This is a genomic window from Mesorhizobium sp. B2-2-4, from assembly GCF_006442375.1.
Lineage (GTDB): Bacteria > Pseudomonadota > Alphaproteobacteria > Rhizobiales > Rhizobiaceae > Mesorhizobium.
Genome location: NZ_VFWB01000003.1, coordinates 369,861 through 387,075 on the forward strand (window position 1 = coordinate 369,861; position 17,215 = coordinate 387,075).

Sequence of the window (17,215 nt, forward strand, 5' to 3'; positions counted from 1 at the left end):
GCCTGACGACGGTCGCGGCTTCGATTGTGGCAGGGCCTTCGTTGGTCATGTCAATTCGCCCGGATACGCGGGTTGATGACGGCATAGAGCACGTCGACGATGAGGTTCACCGACATGACGATGAGCGCGATCAAAAGCAACCCGCCTTGCACGGTGAAATAGTCGCGCTTGGAAATAGCGTCGATCATCCATTTGCCGATGCCTGGCCACGAAAAAATGCTCTCGGTCAGGATGGCGCCGGTCAGGAGCGTGCCGACCTGCAGGCCAATGGTGGTGACGACCGGGATCAGCGCATTGCGGAAAGCGTGCAGCCCGATGACGCGGCGAGGCGCCAGGCCCTTGGCGCGCGCGGTGCGCACATAGTCCTCGCCGAGGACCTCGAGCATGGCCGACCGCGTCTGCCTGGCGATGACGGCAAGCGGAATGGTGCCGAGCACGATGGTGGGCAGGACGAGGTGCGACAGGGCCGAGCGGAATGCACCCTTCTGTCCGGAGATCAGGGAATCGATGGTCATGAAGCCGGTTACCGGCTTGAAGAAATAGAGAAGGTCGATGCGGCCGGAAACCGGCGTCCAGTGCAGCATGCCGGAGAACACGATGATCAGCAGCAGCCCCCACCAGAAGATCGGCATGGAATAGCCTGCCAGCGCCGTTCCCATGGTCAGTTGGTCGAACCAGGAGCCGCGGCGGATCGCGGCGAAGATGCCGAAGGCGACGCCGATGACGATGGCGAAGATCATGGCGAAGATGGCAAGTTCGACCGTCGCCGGGAACCGCACCAGGAAATCCTTGAGCACCGGCGTCTTGGTGGAAAACGAGGTGCCGAAATCACCGCTGAGGATATTGGCCAGATAGGTCAGGTACTGTCGCCAGATCGGCAGGTCGAAGCCGAACTGGTGCATCAGCGCAGCGTGACGTTCGGGCGACAGGCCGCGTTCGCCCGCGAGCACCAGCACCGGATCACCGGGCAGGATGCGCACGAAGCCGAAGGCGAGGATGGTTATCCCGATGAAGGTCGGGACGATGAGGGCGAGCTTGCCGAGGATATAACGCAGCATGGCGGGCGAGGTGGGACGGCGCTGTGGCGCCGCCCCGTTTCGCGAACCTTATTCGGCGATATCGACGCCGTCGAAGCGATGGATGCCGAGCGGATCCATCGCAAAGCCGGAGACGGTCTTCTGCATCGGCATGAACACCTTGGAGTGTGCGAGCGTCGCCCACGGTGCCTGTTCCTTGAAGATGACCTGCGCCTGTTCGTAGAGCTTGGTGCGCTCGGCCTGGTCGGAAACCGTCTTGGCCTTGTTGATGAGCGCATCGAAGTCCTTGTTGCACCATTCCGCGCGGTTGTTCGAACCGACGGAAGCGCAGCTCAAGAGCACACCGAGGAAGTTGTCCGGATCGCCATTGTCACCGGTCCAGCCGACGATGACGGCGCCGTCGTGATCGACCGCCGAAGCGCGCTTGAGGTATTCACCCCAATCGTAGCTGACGATGTTGACTGTGACGCCGACCTTGGCGAAGTCGGCCTGGATCAGCTCGGCGGTGCGGCGCGCGTTCGGCATGTAGGGGCGCGACACAGGCATGGCCCAGACATTCATCTTGAGGTCCTTGACGCCGGCCTCTTCGAGCATCTTCTTGGCCGCATCCGGATCGTACGGATCGTCCTTCACGTCCTTGTTGTAGGACCACATGGTCGGCGGGATCGGGTTGACGGCCACCTGGCCGGCGCCCTGGAAGACCGCGTCGATGATAGCCTTCTTGTTGATGGCCATGTTGAGCGCCTTGCGCACGCGCACGTCGTCGAACGGCTTCTGCTGGGTGTTGTACATCAGCGCACCGACATTGAGGCCTTCCTGCTCGTCGACCTTCAGGTTCGGATCGGCCTGCAGGCCGGCGATGTCGGCCGGCGCCGGGTAGGACATGATGTTGCATTCGCCGGCCTTCAGCTTCTGCGCACGGACCGCCGGATCGGTGGTGATGGCGAAGACAAGGTCGTCGATCTTCTGCTTGCCGCCCCAATAGTCGGGGTTGGCCTTGTAGCGGATGGCAGCGTCGGTCTGGTAGTCGACGAAGATGAACGGGCCGGTGCCAATCGGCTTCTGGTTGAACAGTTCAGGCGTCTTGTCCGCCTGCAGCTTGTCGGCATATTCCTTGGAAACGATTGAGGCGAAGTCCATGCCCAGCGTCGGGATCAAAGTGATCGCCGGCTCCTTGAGGGTGAACTTCACCGTCAGGTCGTCGACCTTCTCGACCTTGGTGATGTTGTCGCCGAACTGGTCATTGTAATACTGGTAGGCAATGCCCGGTATGTACTGGAACCAGGGGCCGTTCTTGTCGACCTGACGCTGGAACGAGAACACCACGTCGTCGGCGTTGAAGTCGCGCGTCGGGGTGAAATAGTCGGTAGCGGCGAACTTCACACCCTTGCGAAGCTTGAACGTGTATTCCTTGCCATCGTCGGAAATGGACCAGCTTTCGGCCAGGCCCGGCGAGACCGTTGTCTTGCCATGATCGAATTCGACGAGGCGGTTGAAGACCGTACGCGAAGACGCATCGAACGTCTGTCCCGCGGTATAGGGCGCCGGGTCAAAGCCTTCCGGCGAAGCTTCGGCGCAGTAGACCAAGGTTTTTGCGTTGGCCACGCCGCCCAGGACGCTTGCAGCCAGCAACGCGGCTGCAAAAGTCAGTTTCTTCCTCATTGAGCACTCCCTGATGTTTTTCCAAGCCCCTCTATCAGGCTCGCGAAGCGCGCATATAAGCACCGTTTCTCCGGCTTTGGAACACCCAGTTTGCCTACCCCATGGTAAGCGGGAAAAAAATCCTCCTCTCCGCAAAAAAATGGAAAAATTCAGTATTTTTTTCTATTCACAACATTATTAACGACCGCATTTTTTTATTGATCACCAATCTTACGAGATCAACGTCGCGCCCGCTTTCATATGACCGGGGATGCCGGACGATGCAGGGCCGCTGCGCCCGTGGCGGGAAAGATTTTCGGCGGCAAATCTTTCGACGGCTTGCCGCTGGGGCAAGGCTTGCACGCCCGCCGATAGAGGCCATACATAGACAAGGCACCGTCGGCAGCGGGGGACGCCTCTCTTAGCAGGAGGCGAGCGCGGCAGGGGCGAACAAAACAGGGAGGGACGGTTGGCAAAAGCATCGAACAGGACGGCTCCGCCGAAGACGGCCAAGGCGACCCTGAAGCCGGCCGCGGGCGCCGACAAGCAGCCAACGCCCTCCGCCAAGAACGCAAAGGGCGCAAAGAGCACAAAGGCAAAGGTCGCAGGGAAACCTTCCGCCGGCAAGGCGGACGCTGTTGTCAAACCGGCCGCGAAGCCGGCGGCCAAAGCCGTCCCCGCAAAGACGTCGGCGAAGGCCGGAACTGCTAAAACCGGGACGACAAAGACCAGTTCGACCAAGGCCGGGACGACGAATACTGGCGCGAGCAAGACCGGGGCGACCCGGACTAGCAAGACTGGGGCCGCACAAGCCGCATCCGTGGCCAAGCCGGCACCGGCGGCCTCGAGACCGGCGGCCGCCAAGCGATTGCCGAAAGCGCTCACCGCCCTTGCCGCAGGCTTGCCGGAAAAGCCCTGGCTGGAAAGCTACCCGGAGAACATGCCGGCCGAGATCGGCGCCCTGCCCTACAGCTCCATCGGCGATTTCCTCGTTGCCGCCTGCAAGCAATTTGCCGGCCAGCCGGCCTTCACCTGCATGGGCAAGTCGATCACCTATGCGGAACTCGAACGGCTTTCGGCGGCGTTCGGCGCCTACCTTCAATCGACCGGGTTGCCCAAAGGCGCACGCGTCGCCCTGATGATGCCGAACGTGCTGCAATATCCGGTGGCGATGATGGCGGTGGCGCGCGCCGGCTACACGGTGGTCAACGTCAACCCTCTCTACACGCCGCGCGAGCTGGAACACCAGCTCAAGGATTCCGGGGCACAAGCGATCATCATCCTGGAGAACTTCGCCAGCACCTTGCAAGCGGTGATCGCCAGGACGTCGGTCAAGCACGTCGTCGTCGCGGCCATGGGCGACATGCTCGGCGGGCTCAAGGGAAGCATCGTCAATCTGGTGGTGCGCCGCGTCAAGAAGATGGTGCCGGCCTGGTCATTGCCCGGCCATGTCAAGTTCAACGCGGCGCTGAAGGTGGGCAGCGGCATGGGTTTCAAGCCGGCCAAGGTGGCGGCCGACGATATCGCGTTCCTGCAATATACCGGCGGCACCACGGGAATCTCGAAGGGTGCTATCCTGCTGCACAGCAACGTGCTGGCCAATGTCGCGCAGAATTCGCTGTGGCTGCAGGACGCCTACACGGTCAAGCCAAAACCCGCCCATCTCAACCTCATCTGCGCACTGCCGCTCTATCATATCTTCGCGCTGACCGTGAATGCGCTGATGGGCATGCAAATGGGTGGACAGAACATACTGATCCCCAATCCGCGCGACATCCCCGGCTTCGTCAAGGAAATGGGCAAGTATCCGATCCATATCTTTCCAGGCCTCAACACGCTGTTCAACGCGCTGCTCAACAATGAGGATTTCCGCAAGCTCGACTTCAAGCCGCTGCTCCTGACGCTGGGCGGCGGCATGGCGGTGCAAAAGGGCGTCGCCGAGCGCTGGAAGGCGCTGACGGGCTGCCCGATCAGTGAAGGTTACGGCCTGTCGGAGACGTCGCCCGTGGCAACGGCCAACAAATTCAGCTCCGGCGAATTCACCGGCACGATCGGCCTGCCGCTGCCGTCTACCGAGATCGCCATCCGCGACGAGGAGGACAACAATTTGCCGCTCGGCGAGGTCGGCGAAATCTGCATCAAGGGGCCGCAGGTGATGGCGGGCTACTGGAACCGGCCCGACGAGACCGCCAAGGTGATGACCAAGGACGGCTTCTTCAAGTCGGGCGACATGGGCTTCATGGACGAGCGCGGCTACACCAAGATCGTCGACCGCAAGAAGGACATGATCCTCGTTTCCGGCTTCAACGTCTATCCGACCGAGCTCGAGGAAGTCGTGGCGCTGCATCCCGGCGTGCTCGAAGTGGCGGCAATCGGCGTGCCGGACGAGCATTCGGGCGAAGTGCCGAAACTGTTCATCGTCAAGAAAGACCAGGCGCTGACCGCCGAGGCCATCACCGCCTATTGCCGTGAGAACCTGACCGGCTACAAGCGGCCCAGATACATCGAATTCAGGACAGAACTGCCGAAGACGCCGGTCGGAAAGATCCTGCGGCGCGCATTGCGCGAATAGGAGCCGGCTTGGACCACTATCTTGCCGGCGCCGATGCCCAGGACCGGTGCCCGCGCCTCGACCCGGCCGAGTTCATCAAGGCCAACATGCGCCTTGTCCCTGCGCCTGCGCTTCCAGAAATCCGGTTTTACACGGCGCACCCCAGCAGCGGATTGAGACGGCTCGTCGAGCCCGAAGGCGATGCGGAAGATGCGCCGGAGCCACAACCGCCCTACTGGGCCTATGCATGGGCCGGCGGCACCGTGCTCGCGCGCTATGTCCTCGACCATCCGATGACCGTGGCGGGACGCCGCGTGCTCGATCTTGGTGCCGGCTCCGGCATTGTCGGCATCGCTGCCGCGAAGGCCGGGGCCCGCGAAGTGATCGCCGCCGAGATCGACCGCAACGGCGTCGCCGCGCTCGGTCTCAATGCAAAAGACAACGGCGTCACGATCTCGGTGATCTGCAAAGACATTACCACCGGTCCGCCACCGGCGGTCGACCTTGTGCTGGCCGGCGACGTGTTCTACGGACCCGATGTCACCCAACGTATGATCCCCTTTCTCGACCGCTGCCTTGCCGCCGGCGTCGAGGTCCTGATCGGCGACCCGCGCCGCTCCGATCTACCATTGTCGCGGCTCAGGCTGCTCGCCGAATATCAGGTGCCGGATTTCGGCGACGCGAAGGGCGCCGCAAGCAGGCCGAGCGGCGTCTTTTCCTTCGAAGCCGAGACGCCGCTAGCGACGAGATCAGATCGTCTCCTTGACCCGCGCTGAAAGGAAATCCGGCAGGTCGACAACCGAATCCAGGATCACGTCGGCAATTCCGGCCAGAGATTCACGCGTGCCGGTGCCCGAGAGCACGCCGACCGCCAGGCCGCAGCCGCCGGCACGAGCCATTTCGAGATCGTGGCGGTTATCGCCGATCATGGCGACCTGCGTCGGCTTCAGGCCGGTGAGATCGCAGAAGGCCTGGATCGTATCCGGCGCCGGCTTGGGATTGGCCACCGCGTCATAGCCGTAGGCGGCGTCGAACAGCTGCGCGACGCCGAGCGTTACCAGCGTTTTTTCCGCGCCGCTGGTCGAATCGTTGGTGGCGACGCCGAGCCGATAGGACCTTGCGTGCAAGGTGCCGAGCGTTTCGACGATGCCCGGCAGAGCCACCGCCATCGCCGAGCCCTGCACCGAGGTGATCTGGTTGAAGCGGGCGACGGCCAGCATCTGGTCTTCATCGGACAGGCGCGGAAACCACAATTCGACGACGTCGAGATTGGTGCCGGAGGCAAAGATGGAGTCGGGCTTGAAGCGCCTGTTGGCGAAATCGAAGCCCGCGGCCGCAAGCAGCCTGTCGGCCTTCCAACGGTCGCCTTCGGAGGCGTCCATGGCCATGAAGTCGGCAACCCCGAGCCAGGTCGCATTGAAGTCGACAAGCGTTCCATCCTTGTCGAACAATATTCCCTTGATGTCTGCCAACTCAGTCACTCCGAACCACGCAAATGGTGGATGTGTTCCACCAGGCCGGCGGTCGAGGCATCCCGCTTTGCGGCACTTTCCTTGCCTTCCACGACTGGCAGAAGGCCGGTGGCCAGTTCCTTGCCGAGCTCGACGCCCCACTGGTCGAAGGAGTTGATGTCGAACAGCGTTCCCTCGACGAAGACGCGGTGTTCGTAGAGAGCGATCAGGCGGCCGAGCGTGCGCGGGTCGAGCTTGCGATAAAGAATGGTCACCGAGGGCCGGTTGCCGGAGAAGACGCGGTGCGGGGCAATGCGATCGACATCGGCCGGCTTCATGCCCTTGGCCAGCATCTGCGCGCGCGCTTCCTCCAACGTGCGGCCCCTCATGAAGGCTTCCGACTGCGCCAGGCAGTTGGCGAGCAGCAGGTCGTGATGGTGCTTCAGCTCCGGCTCGTGGCCGTTCGCCGCGGCGAGGAATTCGACCGGAATGAAATCGGTTCCCTGGTGCAGGAGCTGGAAGAAGGCGTGCTGGCCATTGGTGCCGGGCTCGCCCCAGACCAGCGGCCCGGTCGGCGTCGCCACGGGGCCGCCGTCCAGGGTGACGCTCTTGCCGTTCGATTCCATGTCGAGCTGCTGGAGATAGGCCGGCAGCCTGGACAGGCGCTGGTCATAGGGGATGACCGCGCGGGCCGGGTATTTGCAAACGACGCGATGCCACCAGCCGACAAGGCCAAGCAGCACCGGCAGGTTTTTGGCCAGCGGCGCGGTGCGGAAGTGTTCGTCCATTTCGTGCGCGCCATCGAGGAAGGCGCGGAAATCGCGTGGACCAATGGCGATCATCACGGGAAGGCCGATGGCGCCCCACACAGAATAGCGGCCGCCGACCCAATCCCAGAAGCCGAAGACGCGGTCCGGCTCGATGCCGAACTTCGCCACCAGGTCGAGTGCCGTCGAGACAGCGGCGAAGTGCTTGCCGATCGCTTCCTTGCCGAGCGCCTTCTGGACCCAGTCGCGCGCCGTCTGCGCATTGGTCATCGTTTCGACCGTGGTGAAGGTCTTGGAGGCGACGATAAAAAGCGTGCTCTCGGCGGAAAGGCCCTTCAGCGTGTCGTGGATATGGGCGCCGTCGATGTTGGAGACATAGTGCGCGCGCGGACCGTCATGATAGGGCGCCAGCGCCAACGTCGCCATGGCCGGGCCGAGATCGGAGCCGCCGATGCCGATATTGACGATGTCGGTGATCTTCTTGCCGGTGGCGCCTGTCGCCTTGCCGGAACGCACCGCGTCGGCGAAGGCGCCCATCGCGTCCAATACGGCAATGACCTCCGCCTTCACATCCTGCCCGTCGAGCATGATGCCCTTGCCGGTCAGGTTGCGCAGGGCGGTGTGCAGAACAGCGCGGCCCTCTGTAACGTTGATCTTCTTGCCGGCGAACATGGCGGCGCGGCGGCCTTCGAGATCGGCGGCGTCAGCCAGATTCTCCAGCAGGTCCATCGTGCGCGCATCGACGGCGCATTTCGACCAGTCGAGCAACAGGTCGCCGTCGCTGGCGGAGAACGTCTTGAACCGCTGCGGATCGGCGGCGAAGGCCTGGCGCATATCGCCGGCTGCCGCGGCGCGATGGTCGCGCAAGGCGGCAAGCTGTTTTTGGAAGGCTGACTGATCCACCGGCGGGCTCCTGGGACTGTTAAATTATCTTAGCAGACCGGATGTTTCCGGCGCGTGTCGTCGCGCCAAACTATTGAGCCGAATTCCGTCCGGTCAATACGCGGCGATGACGCACTGCGTTACACGGGATGCGAAGGCCGAAAGATCACTGGCATAAATCCCAAAGATCAGAAAAATTGATTGGCGCAACCCCTTGTGCCACCGTTACATTCGACTGGTCCAGCCAAACGAAAAAAGCTGGCCATCGAGGAACATTTCCCATGCCACAGCGCAACGACACGGCCATATGGTCCGGCCTGTTCCGGATTTCGGCCGAATCCGGCCAGACTTTGCAGGCACAGATCCGCCAGGCGATCGTGGCCGCTATTCTCGACCGCCAGATCGCCGCTTCGATGCCGCTTCCGTCATGCCGGATATTGGCCGAAAAACTCGGCGTGGCGCGCGGAACCGTGGTGCTGGCCTTCCAGCAACTGGTCGACCAGGGCTTCCTGGTGGCGCGCGAGCGGCGCGGCCATTTCGTCAATCCCGACGTTTTGGCGACGCCGGCCAAGCCGCACCAGAAGGCGCCCGACCAGGCCAACGAGATCGACTGGAAGGCACGCCGGCAGATCGCGGCCAGCGACATGCCGCCGCCAGCCAAGCACGAGAACTGGATCAAGTCGTCCTACCCCTTCGTCTATGGCCAGTTCGATCCGGCGCTGTTCCCGACCGCCGAGTGGCGCGAGTGCAACCGCATGGCGCTTGCCGTGCTGGAGATCCGCAACTGGGCCTCCGACATGGTCGATCGCGACGATCCGCTGCTGATCGAGCAGATCCAGGCGCGGCTGCTGCCCAGGCGCGGCATCTTCGCCAACCCCGACGAGATCATCGTCACGCTGGGCGCCCAGAACGCGCTCTACATGCTGGCGACGCTTTTGATGACCAAGGGCTCGAAGGTGGCGATGGAGGATCCGGGCTACCCCGACGCACGCTCGATCTTCCGGCTCGCCGGCGCCGACATCCAGCCGGTGCCGGTCGACCAGTCCGGCATCGTAACCTCTTCGATTCCCAACGATTCCGGCTTTGTCTTCGTCACGCCCAGCCATCATTGCCCGACCATGGTGCCGCTGTCGGCGGAACGCCGGCAGGACCTTCTGGCGCGCGCCAACCGCTACAACCAGATCATCATCGAGGACGGCTATGACAGCCAGCTTCTCGACGAGGCGCCGCAGCAAGCCTTGAAGAGCCTCGACCGCTCCGGCCGCGTGATCTATGTCGGCTCGATGTCGAAGACGCTGGCTCCGGGCCTGCGGCTTGGCTACATCGTGGCCTCGGCTGGACTAATCGCCGAACTCAGGGCGCTGCGCCGCTTCATGCTGCGCCATCCGCCGGCCAACAACCAGCGCGCGGTCGCGCTGTTCCTGTCGCTCGGCCACCACGAAGCGCTGGTGCGGCGGCTGTCGAGCGCCTTCGACGAGCGGCGCAAGCGCCTGGTCCATGCGATTTCCGCTTTCCTGCCCGAGTGGCGTTCGACCGACTCGGCCGGCGGCACGTCGCTGTGGCTGGAGGGACCGCGCGGCACCGATTCCCGCGGACTGGCCGAGGCCGCCGCCTCGCGCAGCGTCATCATCGAACCAGGCGACCGCTTCTTCGACCGCACCGAAAAGCCTTCGCGTTTCATGCGCTTGGGCATCTCCTCGATCGCGCTGCAGCATATCGAGCCCGGTATCCGCGAACTTGCAACCGCCGCGGGCCGCAGGCCGGCCGCCGCCTGATCACCTGGGCCTGACCACCTCCCGGGAGCCGCGCAACAGCGGCTCCTGCTTCTTTAGCACTGGCATATGCAACCGGACCGGCTGGCTCATAGGCTGTGCCAATGCCGGCGGCATAGTCGAGGCCTAAAGGGGACGAAGCAGTCGATGGTGGACCAACCGCCGCCCTGCTTCCGAGAAAAGGTGGAGTGCTTCCATGTCAGTGGCTGTCGAAAAGCAGGAAGCGGCCGACCAGCGTTCGCGCCGCTCCGGCGGACGCGAAGCGCGTCGCGCCATGCGGGCGGCGCCGCTCGCCGACGACATCAGGCCGGTTCGCGCCGGCCTTGAGGGGGGGAGCTATGGCCCCCTGCGCGGCACTGATTGCGAGCGCATCCACGAAGCGGTGCTGACCCTGCTGGAGACGGTCGGCTTCGCCAACGCAATCCCGTCCTGCATCGAGGCGCTGACCAAGGCCGGCGCCAGCCATGGCGACGACGGCCGTATCCGTTTCCCGCGCGCACTGGTGCTCAACACGATCAAGCGGGCGGCGCGGCATTTCACGCTCCACGGCCAGGACCCGAAGCACGACATGGTGATCCAGGGCAAGCGCGTGCATTACGGCACGGCGGGTGCTGCCGTGCATCTTGTCGACGTCGAGAAGCGCGAGTATCGCGAATCCTTGCTGCAGGACATCTATGATGCCGCGCGCATCGTCGACGGGCTCGATAACATCCATTTCTTCCAGCGGCCCATGGTGCCGCGCGACATTCCCGATCCGCTCGAAATGGACTTCAACACGCTCTATGCCTGCGTGATGGGCACGTCCAAGCATGTCGGCACGTCCTTCACGGTGCGGGAGAACGTGCAACCGGCGCTCGAAATGCTCTACGCGATCGCCGGTGGCGAGGAGAATTTCCGGGCCCGGCCGTTCGTGTCGAACTCCAACTGTTTCGTCGTGCCGCCGATGAAATTCGCCGAGGACGCCTGCGGCGTGCTCGAGGCCTGCGTCGAAGGAGGCATCCCGATCCTGCTGCTTTCGGCCGGACAGGCCGGGGCCACCGCTCCGGCGGCGATCGCGGGTGCGGTGGTGCAAGCCGTGGCCGAAGTGCTGGCCGGCCTTGTCTATGTCAACACCATCAAGCCGGGCCATCCGGCGATCTTCGGTACCTGGCCGTTCGTGTCGGACCTGCGCACCGGCGCCATGTCCGGCGGCTCGGCCGAACAGGCGGTGCTGACCGCGGCTTGCGCGCAGATGGCGCAGTTCTACGACCTGCCAGGCGGTTCGGCCGCAGGCATGACGGATTCGAAACTGCCCGACATCCAGTCCGGCTATGAAAAAGGCATTACCAATGTGATGGCCGGCCTTTCCGGCCTCAACCTGGTCTACGAATCGGCCGGCATGCATGCGTCCCTGCTCGGCTTCTGCCTGGAAAGCCTGATCATCGACAACGACATGCTGGGCCATTGCCTGCGCTGCGTGCGCGGCATCGAGGTGACGGACGACGCGCTGTCGATCGACACCATTGCTGATGTCTGCCTGAAAGGCCCGGGCCACTATCTCGGCAACGAGCAGACGCTGAAGCTGATGCAGACCGAATATTTCTACCCCGCCGTCGGCGACCGGTTTTCGCCGAAGGAATGGAACGAGAAGGGCCGACCCGACATATTGCAGCGGGCGATCGTCGAGAAGAAGCGCATCCTCGCCGAACGCTTCCCGCGCCATGTGCCGAAGCCGCTCGACGACAGGCTGCGCGCCCGCTTCGGCGACATGATCAAGCTGCCGCGCAACGGCATGGGCGGCTGAGAAAGCCCCCCTTTGAAAATAGGTTAATCCGCGCTCAGCCCATAATGTTCGACGACCTCGGTATTGACCAGCTTGGCGTGTAGCGCCATCAGCACGATCTGGGCGTCGAAACTGTCTCCGGCATCGACCGCGGCCTCTATCCGACGCTCCACGTCCTGCCGCGGCTGCGCGCCATGAGAGCGCTCGAATGCCTCAGGCCCAGCAATACAATAGCTGAACAAACACGCCACTTGCGCATAAGCCTGCGGCGGCGGCTCGTCGGGCCAGTGATCCTTCATCAGGTTGACGATGGTGAGCTTTACGCCCTCCGGCACAAGGGCGGGATGCAAGTCGGCTCCGCGCAATGCGGCATCGAGCTGCCTGAGGTCGCTTGAACGGCCGAACATGCCGAGGAAACCGAGGGAAGAGCGTCGTTTGGCCATCATGGTCCAATCTGTTTCCCAGCAAATTGAGTGGCCTGGCAACGGAATGCAAATGCCGTGCAGGTGGTTTCTGCCCATGTCAGCTGGCTATTCGTGACAGGGACGCATTATCTGCGCCCCGGTTCGAACAGTTCCACCAGATTGCCGGATGGGTCCCGCAGCAATATCTGGCTGCCGCCCATGCCCTTGACGATTTCGTTCCTGAAAGCCTGGCCGGCAGTTTTCAGCTTGTAAACCACGCCTTCGAGATCCTCCACCTCGATCTGAATGCGGTTCCAGCCGCCGGGTTCGGGCACGCTGCCGTCGGGCATCGGCTGCGACGCCCCACCAGGACCGCCAGCGGCATTGAGCAGAAGCCGCAGGTTGCCCCTGGCAAGCATGGCGAACGATGGCGCCGGGTGCATGGCGACCGTGAAGCCGAGATGGTCGCGGTAGAAGGCGATCGCCTTGTCGACGTCATTGACGATATAGCGGACACTGACCGTTTCCATGGTCTCCTCCGTGTCGAAGCTACCCACTCGCCGCAAGCAATAAGACACCCGCCAAAGCCGATCCGGCAAGCGTCGGCAGCATGCCGATTTTCAGCTTGAGGATGGCGATCATGGTAGCGCAGGACAGCAGCGCGGCACGCCAGTCGATCGAGGACAGTACCGGCATCTCCGTTCCGAGCCCCGTCGCGCGCACGTCGCGGAAGATGACGTGCAAGGCGAACCACAGGGCCAGATTCATGATGACGCCGACGACCGCCGCGGTGATCGCGCCCAATGCCGCCGACAATGCCTTGTTGCCGCGCAGCGCCTCGATGTAGGGCGCGCCGAGGAATATCCAGAAGAAGCACGGCGTGAAGGTAACCCACAGCGTAAGCAGCGCTCCAAGCGATCCGGCAAACAACGGATATGGCGATCCGGAATGGCGCAAGCCTGCAAGGAAGCCGACGAACTGCAGGACCAGGATGAGCGGTCCTGGCGTGGTTTCGGCAAGGCCCAGGCCATCGACCATTTCGCCTGGCGCAAGCCAGCCAAGAGAACCGACGGCCGCTTGCGCGACATAGGCCAGAACGGCATAGGCGCCGCCGAAAGTGACGACCGCCATGAGGCTGAAGAAGCCGCCGATCTGCGTCCAGACGCTGTTTGCCGATGTGAACGCCCAGATCAGCACAACCGGTCCAAGCCAGATCGGCAGCCAGATCGCGATGGTGCGCGGCGCGTGCCATCGCGTCGGCCTGGTGTGGGCCAGTTCGCCGCGCTCGAACATCAGATCGACCGCGCCCGTGGCGTCGGGAGCTTCGTCCTTGCCATGCGCGGCGCCAGAAAACAGGGCCGGCGCGATGCCGTTTCCGACCCACCCCACCAGTCCTGCAAACAGGACGAGGAGCGGAAAGGGGACGTTGAGCACGTAGATGCCGACAAAGGCGCAAAGCGCGATCGCCGCCATCACCCGGTTCTTCAAGGCGCGCCGGCCGATGCGGATCACGGCCTCGACCACGATCGCCAGCACTGCCGCCTTCACCCCGAAAAACAGCGACTCGACCAGCGGCGCATCACCATAGAGCGCATAGAGAATGCTCAAGGTCAGCATGACGAGCGCGCCGGGCACGACGAAGAGGACGCCGGCAACAAGACCGCCGACCGTCTTGTGCAGCAGCCAGCCGATGTAGATAGCGAGTTGCTGGGCCTCGGGGCCAGGCAGCAGCATGCAGTAGTTCAGCGCATGCAGGAAACGCTGCTCGCCGATCCAGCGCTTTTCCTCGACCAATTCCCTGTGCATGAGCGCGATCTGCCCGGCCGGTCCGCCGAAACTGAGCAACCCGATCTTCGCCCAGAGTTTCGTGGCCTCGCGGAAGCTCGGGACCGCAGGCGCCTCGATGAGGTCGGCACTTTCCTCGGAAAGGAGGGAGTTCATGACGCCTTCGCTCCCGCCGGCCAATTGTGCGTCTCGTCGGTGGCGTCGCGGCACCAGCGGAAGAACGCGTCGTAAAGCAGCATGCCGGCATCCAATTGTTGCAGGTCATCGCGAAACATGCGCGACAAGCCAAGCGAGGCGGCGAGAAATCCCGCCGCCTGCGGAACCAGGTCGAGGCTGGCCGTGTCGGCTGCGCGCACGATCACGGCGAGGCGGTCGAGCGCTTCGGATTCGAGCCCGAACTCCTCGAGCATCGTGTCGAAGGTGCAGCGCTCGCCGCGATGGCTCCAGAACGCATTGTCGATGTCGAAAGGCACGGCCTGAAAACGATCGGCGACATCGGGCACTTCCGCGGCGTCGACGAACAGGAAGACCGCTTGAGGATCGACGAAACGGCGGATCAGCCAGGGGCAGGCGATGCGATCGACTTTGGGCCGGGCCCGCGTCACCCAGACGGTGCGGCCCTTGTCGTCACGAGGCGGCATCCTGTCGGCACGGACCAGAAGGCCGTGGGCGTCCCGCCAGGCTTCGAAGCCGCCTTCGAGCGATTCGGCGGCAATCCCTTCATGACGCAACCATGCGGCGACGCCTTGCGAGAGCTTTTTTCCCTGCTGGCAGACGACCGCCACGCGGCCACCGGCGAAGTCGGCTGCCCAAGTCTGGACGGTTTTGAAATCGCGCCGGTACGACGCCGGCAGCAAACGTGGATCGGCGTTGTAGTCGTCCTCGGTACGGATATCGAGGATTGCAGGCGCGCCCGGCAAACCGACCATACGGATCAGTTGCGGCACGGTGACAGCGGTTGTTGACGGCATGGCGTCCACCTCCTGAAAGAGAAGCCTGGACGCGAACGTTGGGCTGACGCCTCACGGGGTCGTCGCGATGAACCCCTTGCAGCGATGGTGGATTTGTTGGGCAGGCTTGTCAAGGACGCAATGTCCTCGGTCCATAGCGGGCCACGAAACGAAAAAACGACCGGCGGCCGATCAGGCCGCCGATCGTCGATCGCTATCCGTCAATTGTCGCTTCAAACAATCGATGAATGTCCCGGGGAATAATCAGTGATTGTCCCGGGGCACGCCCTTCGTATGAGCGACGTCCTGGTATTTCACCGCCGGTTTCAGCACCATGCCGCCCGAGAACTGGTCGACCATACCGCGCTGGATTTCCTGCCATGGCGTCTGGTGCTCGGGATAATGGTAGCCGCCATTGTTCTGCAGCTCGGCGCGGCGGCGGGTGATCTCGTCATCGGTGACGAGAATGTTGGCCGTGCCCTTCTTCAGGTCGATGCGAACGCGGTCGCCTGTCTTGAGCAATGCAAGCCCGCCGCCGATGGCGGCTTCCGGCGAGGCGTTGAGGATGGAGGGCGAGCCTGACGTGCCGGACTGGCGGCCGTCGCCGATGCAGGCCAGCGCGTGGATGCCCTTCTTGATGAGATAGGCCGGCGGCTGCATGTTGACGACCTCGGCGCCGCCGGGATAGCCGACCGGACCGGCGCCGCGCATGAACAGGATGGTGTGCTCGTCGATCCCTTGCGCCGGGTCGTCGATGCGGGCGTGGTAATCCTCCGGACCGTCGAAGACCATGGCATTGCCCTCGAAGGCCTCGGGGTCCTTCGGGTTGGAGAGATAGCGCTCGCGGAATTCGGGCGAGATGCCGCTGGTCTTCATGATTGCCGAATCGAACAGATTGCCCTTGAGATTGATGAAGCCGGCATTGGCCTTCAGCGGCTCGGCGACAGTGCGGATGACCTCGCGGTTCTCGTTGACGGCATCGCGGCAATTGTCGCCCATTGTCTTGCCGTTGGCGGTCAGAGCATCCGGATGCGGCAGCAGCCCGGCTTTCATGAGCTCCGCCACCACGGCCGGCACGCCGCCCGCGTGATGGTAGTCCTCGCCCAGATATTCGCCCGTCGGCTGGAGATTGACGATGAGCGGCACGTCGAGGCCGATCTTCTGCCAGTCGTCATTGTCGAGCGGCACGCCGAGATGGCGGGCGATGGCGTTGAGATGGATCGGCGCGTTGGTGGAGCCGCCGATCGCCGAATTGACGACGATGGCGTTCTCGAAGGCCTTGCGCGTCATGATGTCGGAGGGCTTCAAATCCTCGTGCACCATATCGACGATGCGTTTTCCCGTCTCGTAGGCGATCTGGCCGCGCTCGCGATAAGGAGCCGGAATCGCGGCCGAGCCCGGCAGCTGCATGCCGAGCGCCTCGGCCAGCGAGTTCATGGTGGTGGCGGTGCCCATGGTGTTGCAGTAGCCGGTGGACGGCGCCGAGGAGGCGACGATGTCCATGAACTCGTCGTAGCCGATCTCGCCGGCCGACAGGCGCTGGCGCGATTCCCAGACGATGGTGCCCGAACCGGTGCGCTTGCCCTTGTGCCAGCCGTTAAGCATCGGACCGACCGACAGCGCTATGGCCGGAATGTTGACGGTCGCCGCCGCCATCAACAGCGCCGGCGTCGTCTTGTCGCAGCCGATGGTGAGCACGACGCCGTCAAGCGGATAGCCATAGAGCACTTCTACCAGGCTGAGATAGGCAAGGTTGCGGTCGAGAGCTGCGGTCGGGCGCTTGCCGGTCTCCTGGATCGGGTGGCACGGGAACTCGAAAGGAATGCCGCCCATGGAGACGATGCCTTCGCGCACGCGTTTGGCGAGCTCGATGTGGTGGCGATTGCAAGGCGACAGGTCGGAACCGGTCTGGGCAATGCCGATCAGCGGCTTGCCCGACATCAGTTCGGCGCGCGTCAGCCCGTAATTCAGGTAGCGCTCTAGATAAAGCGCCGTCATGCCCGGATTGTCGGGGTTGTCGAACCACTCCTGCGAGCGAAACTTTTTCTTTCCTGTGGGGGCGCCAGCCATCATGGTCTCCGTATTTGTATGACAAATCGATATGACAACGCGCGGATGCAGGCAAGGGGCACGCGTGATCTGAATCCGGACTTTGGTGCGATAGACATCAATCGGGCCGCACGCTACCAACAATCCGACATTGGTCGTCCGGG

13 protein-coding genes are annotated in these 17,215 nt (G+C 63.4%); 4 read left to right on the plus strand and 9 right to left on the minus strand.

Going from position 1 to position 17,215, the window contains the following annotated elements:
* Positions 1 to 50 precede the first annotated feature (50 nt).
* Both FJ959_RS10160 and FJ959_RS10165 read right to left on the minus strand, forming a co-directional pair.
* Positions 51 to 1,058, minus strand: coding sequence for an ABC transporter permease subunit (locus FJ959_RS10160; RefSeq protein WP_140497004.1), 1,008 nt, complete (start codon positions 1,056 to 1,058; stop codon positions 51 to 53).
* A gap of 48 nt (positions 1,059 to 1,106) precedes the next feature.
* Entirely contained in the window at positions 1,107 to 2,699 is a 1,593-nt protein-coding gene (locus FJ959_RS10165) for an ABC transporter substrate-binding protein (protein ID WP_140497006.1), read from the minus strand.
* A 448-nt stretch (positions 2,700 to 3,147) separates the two neighbouring features.
* Here FJ959_RS10165 and FJ959_RS10170 point away from each other — a divergent pair, with 448 nt between their 5' ends.
* Together FJ959_RS10170 and FJ959_RS10175 are read left to right on the plus strand one after the other, a co-directional pair.
* A complete protein-coding gene (locus tag FJ959_RS10170; protein ID WP_140630011.1) occupies positions 3,148 to 5,250 on the plus strand; it encodes a long-chain fatty acid--CoA ligase in 2,103 nt (700 codons plus the stop codon).
* Positions 5,251 to 5,336: 86 nt separating this feature from the next.
* Positions 5,337 to 6,005 carry a methyltransferase gene (locus FJ959_RS10175; protein ID WP_140630180.1) on the plus strand — a complete coding sequence of 223 codons (669 nt, stop codon included), beginning with the start codon at positions 5,337 to 5,339 and terminating at the stop codon, positions 6,003 to 6,005.
* Here FJ959_RS10175 and FJ959_RS10180 read toward each other — a convergent pair.
* Positions 5,979 to 6,701 carry an HAD family hydrolase gene (locus FJ959_RS10180; protein ID WP_140497010.1) on the minus strand — a complete coding sequence of 241 codons (723 nt, stop codon included), beginning with the start codon at positions 6,699 to 6,701 and terminating at the stop codon, positions 5,979 to 5,981. The two genes, FJ959_RS10175 and FJ959_RS10180, sit on opposite strands and share 27 nt — an antisense overlap.
* A 5-nt stretch (positions 6,702 to 6,706) precedes the next feature.
* Positions 6,707 to 8,350, minus strand: a complete 1,644-nt coding sequence (gene pgi / locus FJ959_RS10185; protein WP_140630014.1) for a glucose-6-phosphate isomerase — start codon at positions 8,348 to 8,350, stop codon at positions 6,707 to 6,709.
* A 260-nt stretch (positions 8,351 to 8,610) separates the two neighbouring features.
* On the opposite strand from pgi, the gene FJ959_RS10190 reads away from it, so the two are divergent.
* The gene (locus FJ959_RS10190; RefSeq protein WP_140497014.1) at positions 8,611 to 10,104 is read left to right on the plus strand and encodes a PLP-dependent aminotransferase family protein; all 1,494 of its coding nucleotides are present in this window, start codon (positions 8,611 to 8,613) and stop codon (positions 10,102 to 10,104) included.
* A 193-nt stretch (positions 10,105 to 10,297) separates the two neighbouring features.
* On the plus strand, positions 10,298 to 11,884 hold the full coding sequence (locus tag FJ959_RS10195) for a trimethylamine methyltransferase family protein (protein WP_140559714.1): 1,587 nt from the start codon (positions 10,298 to 10,300) through the stop codon (positions 11,882 to 11,884).
* A 23-nt stretch (positions 11,885 to 11,907) separates the two neighbouring features.
* Here the strand turns inward: FJ959_RS10195 and FJ959_RS10200 are convergent, their stop codons facing one another.
* From FJ959_RS10200 to FJ959_RS10220, 5 genes are all read right to left on the minus strand, one after another.
* On the minus strand, positions 11,908 to 12,306 hold the full coding sequence (locus FJ959_RS10200; protein ID WP_140497299.1) for a hypothetical protein: 399 nt from the start codon (positions 12,304 to 12,306) through the stop codon (positions 11,908 to 11,910).
* Positions 12,307 to 12,413: 107 nt separating this feature from the next.
* On the minus strand, positions 12,414 to 12,797 hold the full coding sequence (locus tag FJ959_RS10205) for a VOC family protein (RefSeq protein ID WP_140523715.1): 384 nt from the start codon (positions 12,795 to 12,797) through the stop codon (positions 12,414 to 12,416).
* 19 nt (positions 12,798 to 12,816) lie between these two features.
* Entirely contained in the window at positions 12,817 to 14,208 is a 1,392-nt protein-coding gene (chrA, locus tag FJ959_RS10210; protein WP_140523712.1) for a chromate efflux transporter, read from the minus strand.
* A complete protein-coding gene (locus tag FJ959_RS10215) occupies positions 14,205 to 15,023 on the minus strand; it encodes a sulfurtransferase/chromate resistance protein (RefSeq protein ID WP_140497022.1) in 819 nt (272 codons plus the stop codon). Before FJ959_RS10215 ends, chrA begins: the two co-directional genes overlap by 4 nt.
* A gap of 243 nt (positions 15,024 to 15,266) precedes the next feature.
* On the minus strand, positions 15,267 to 17,072 hold the full coding sequence (locus FJ959_RS10220; protein ID WP_140497024.1) for an IlvD/Edd family dehydratase: 1,806 nt from the start codon (positions 17,070 to 17,072) through the stop codon (positions 15,267 to 15,269).
* Between the last annotated feature and the right edge of the window lie 143 nt (positions 17,073 to 17,215).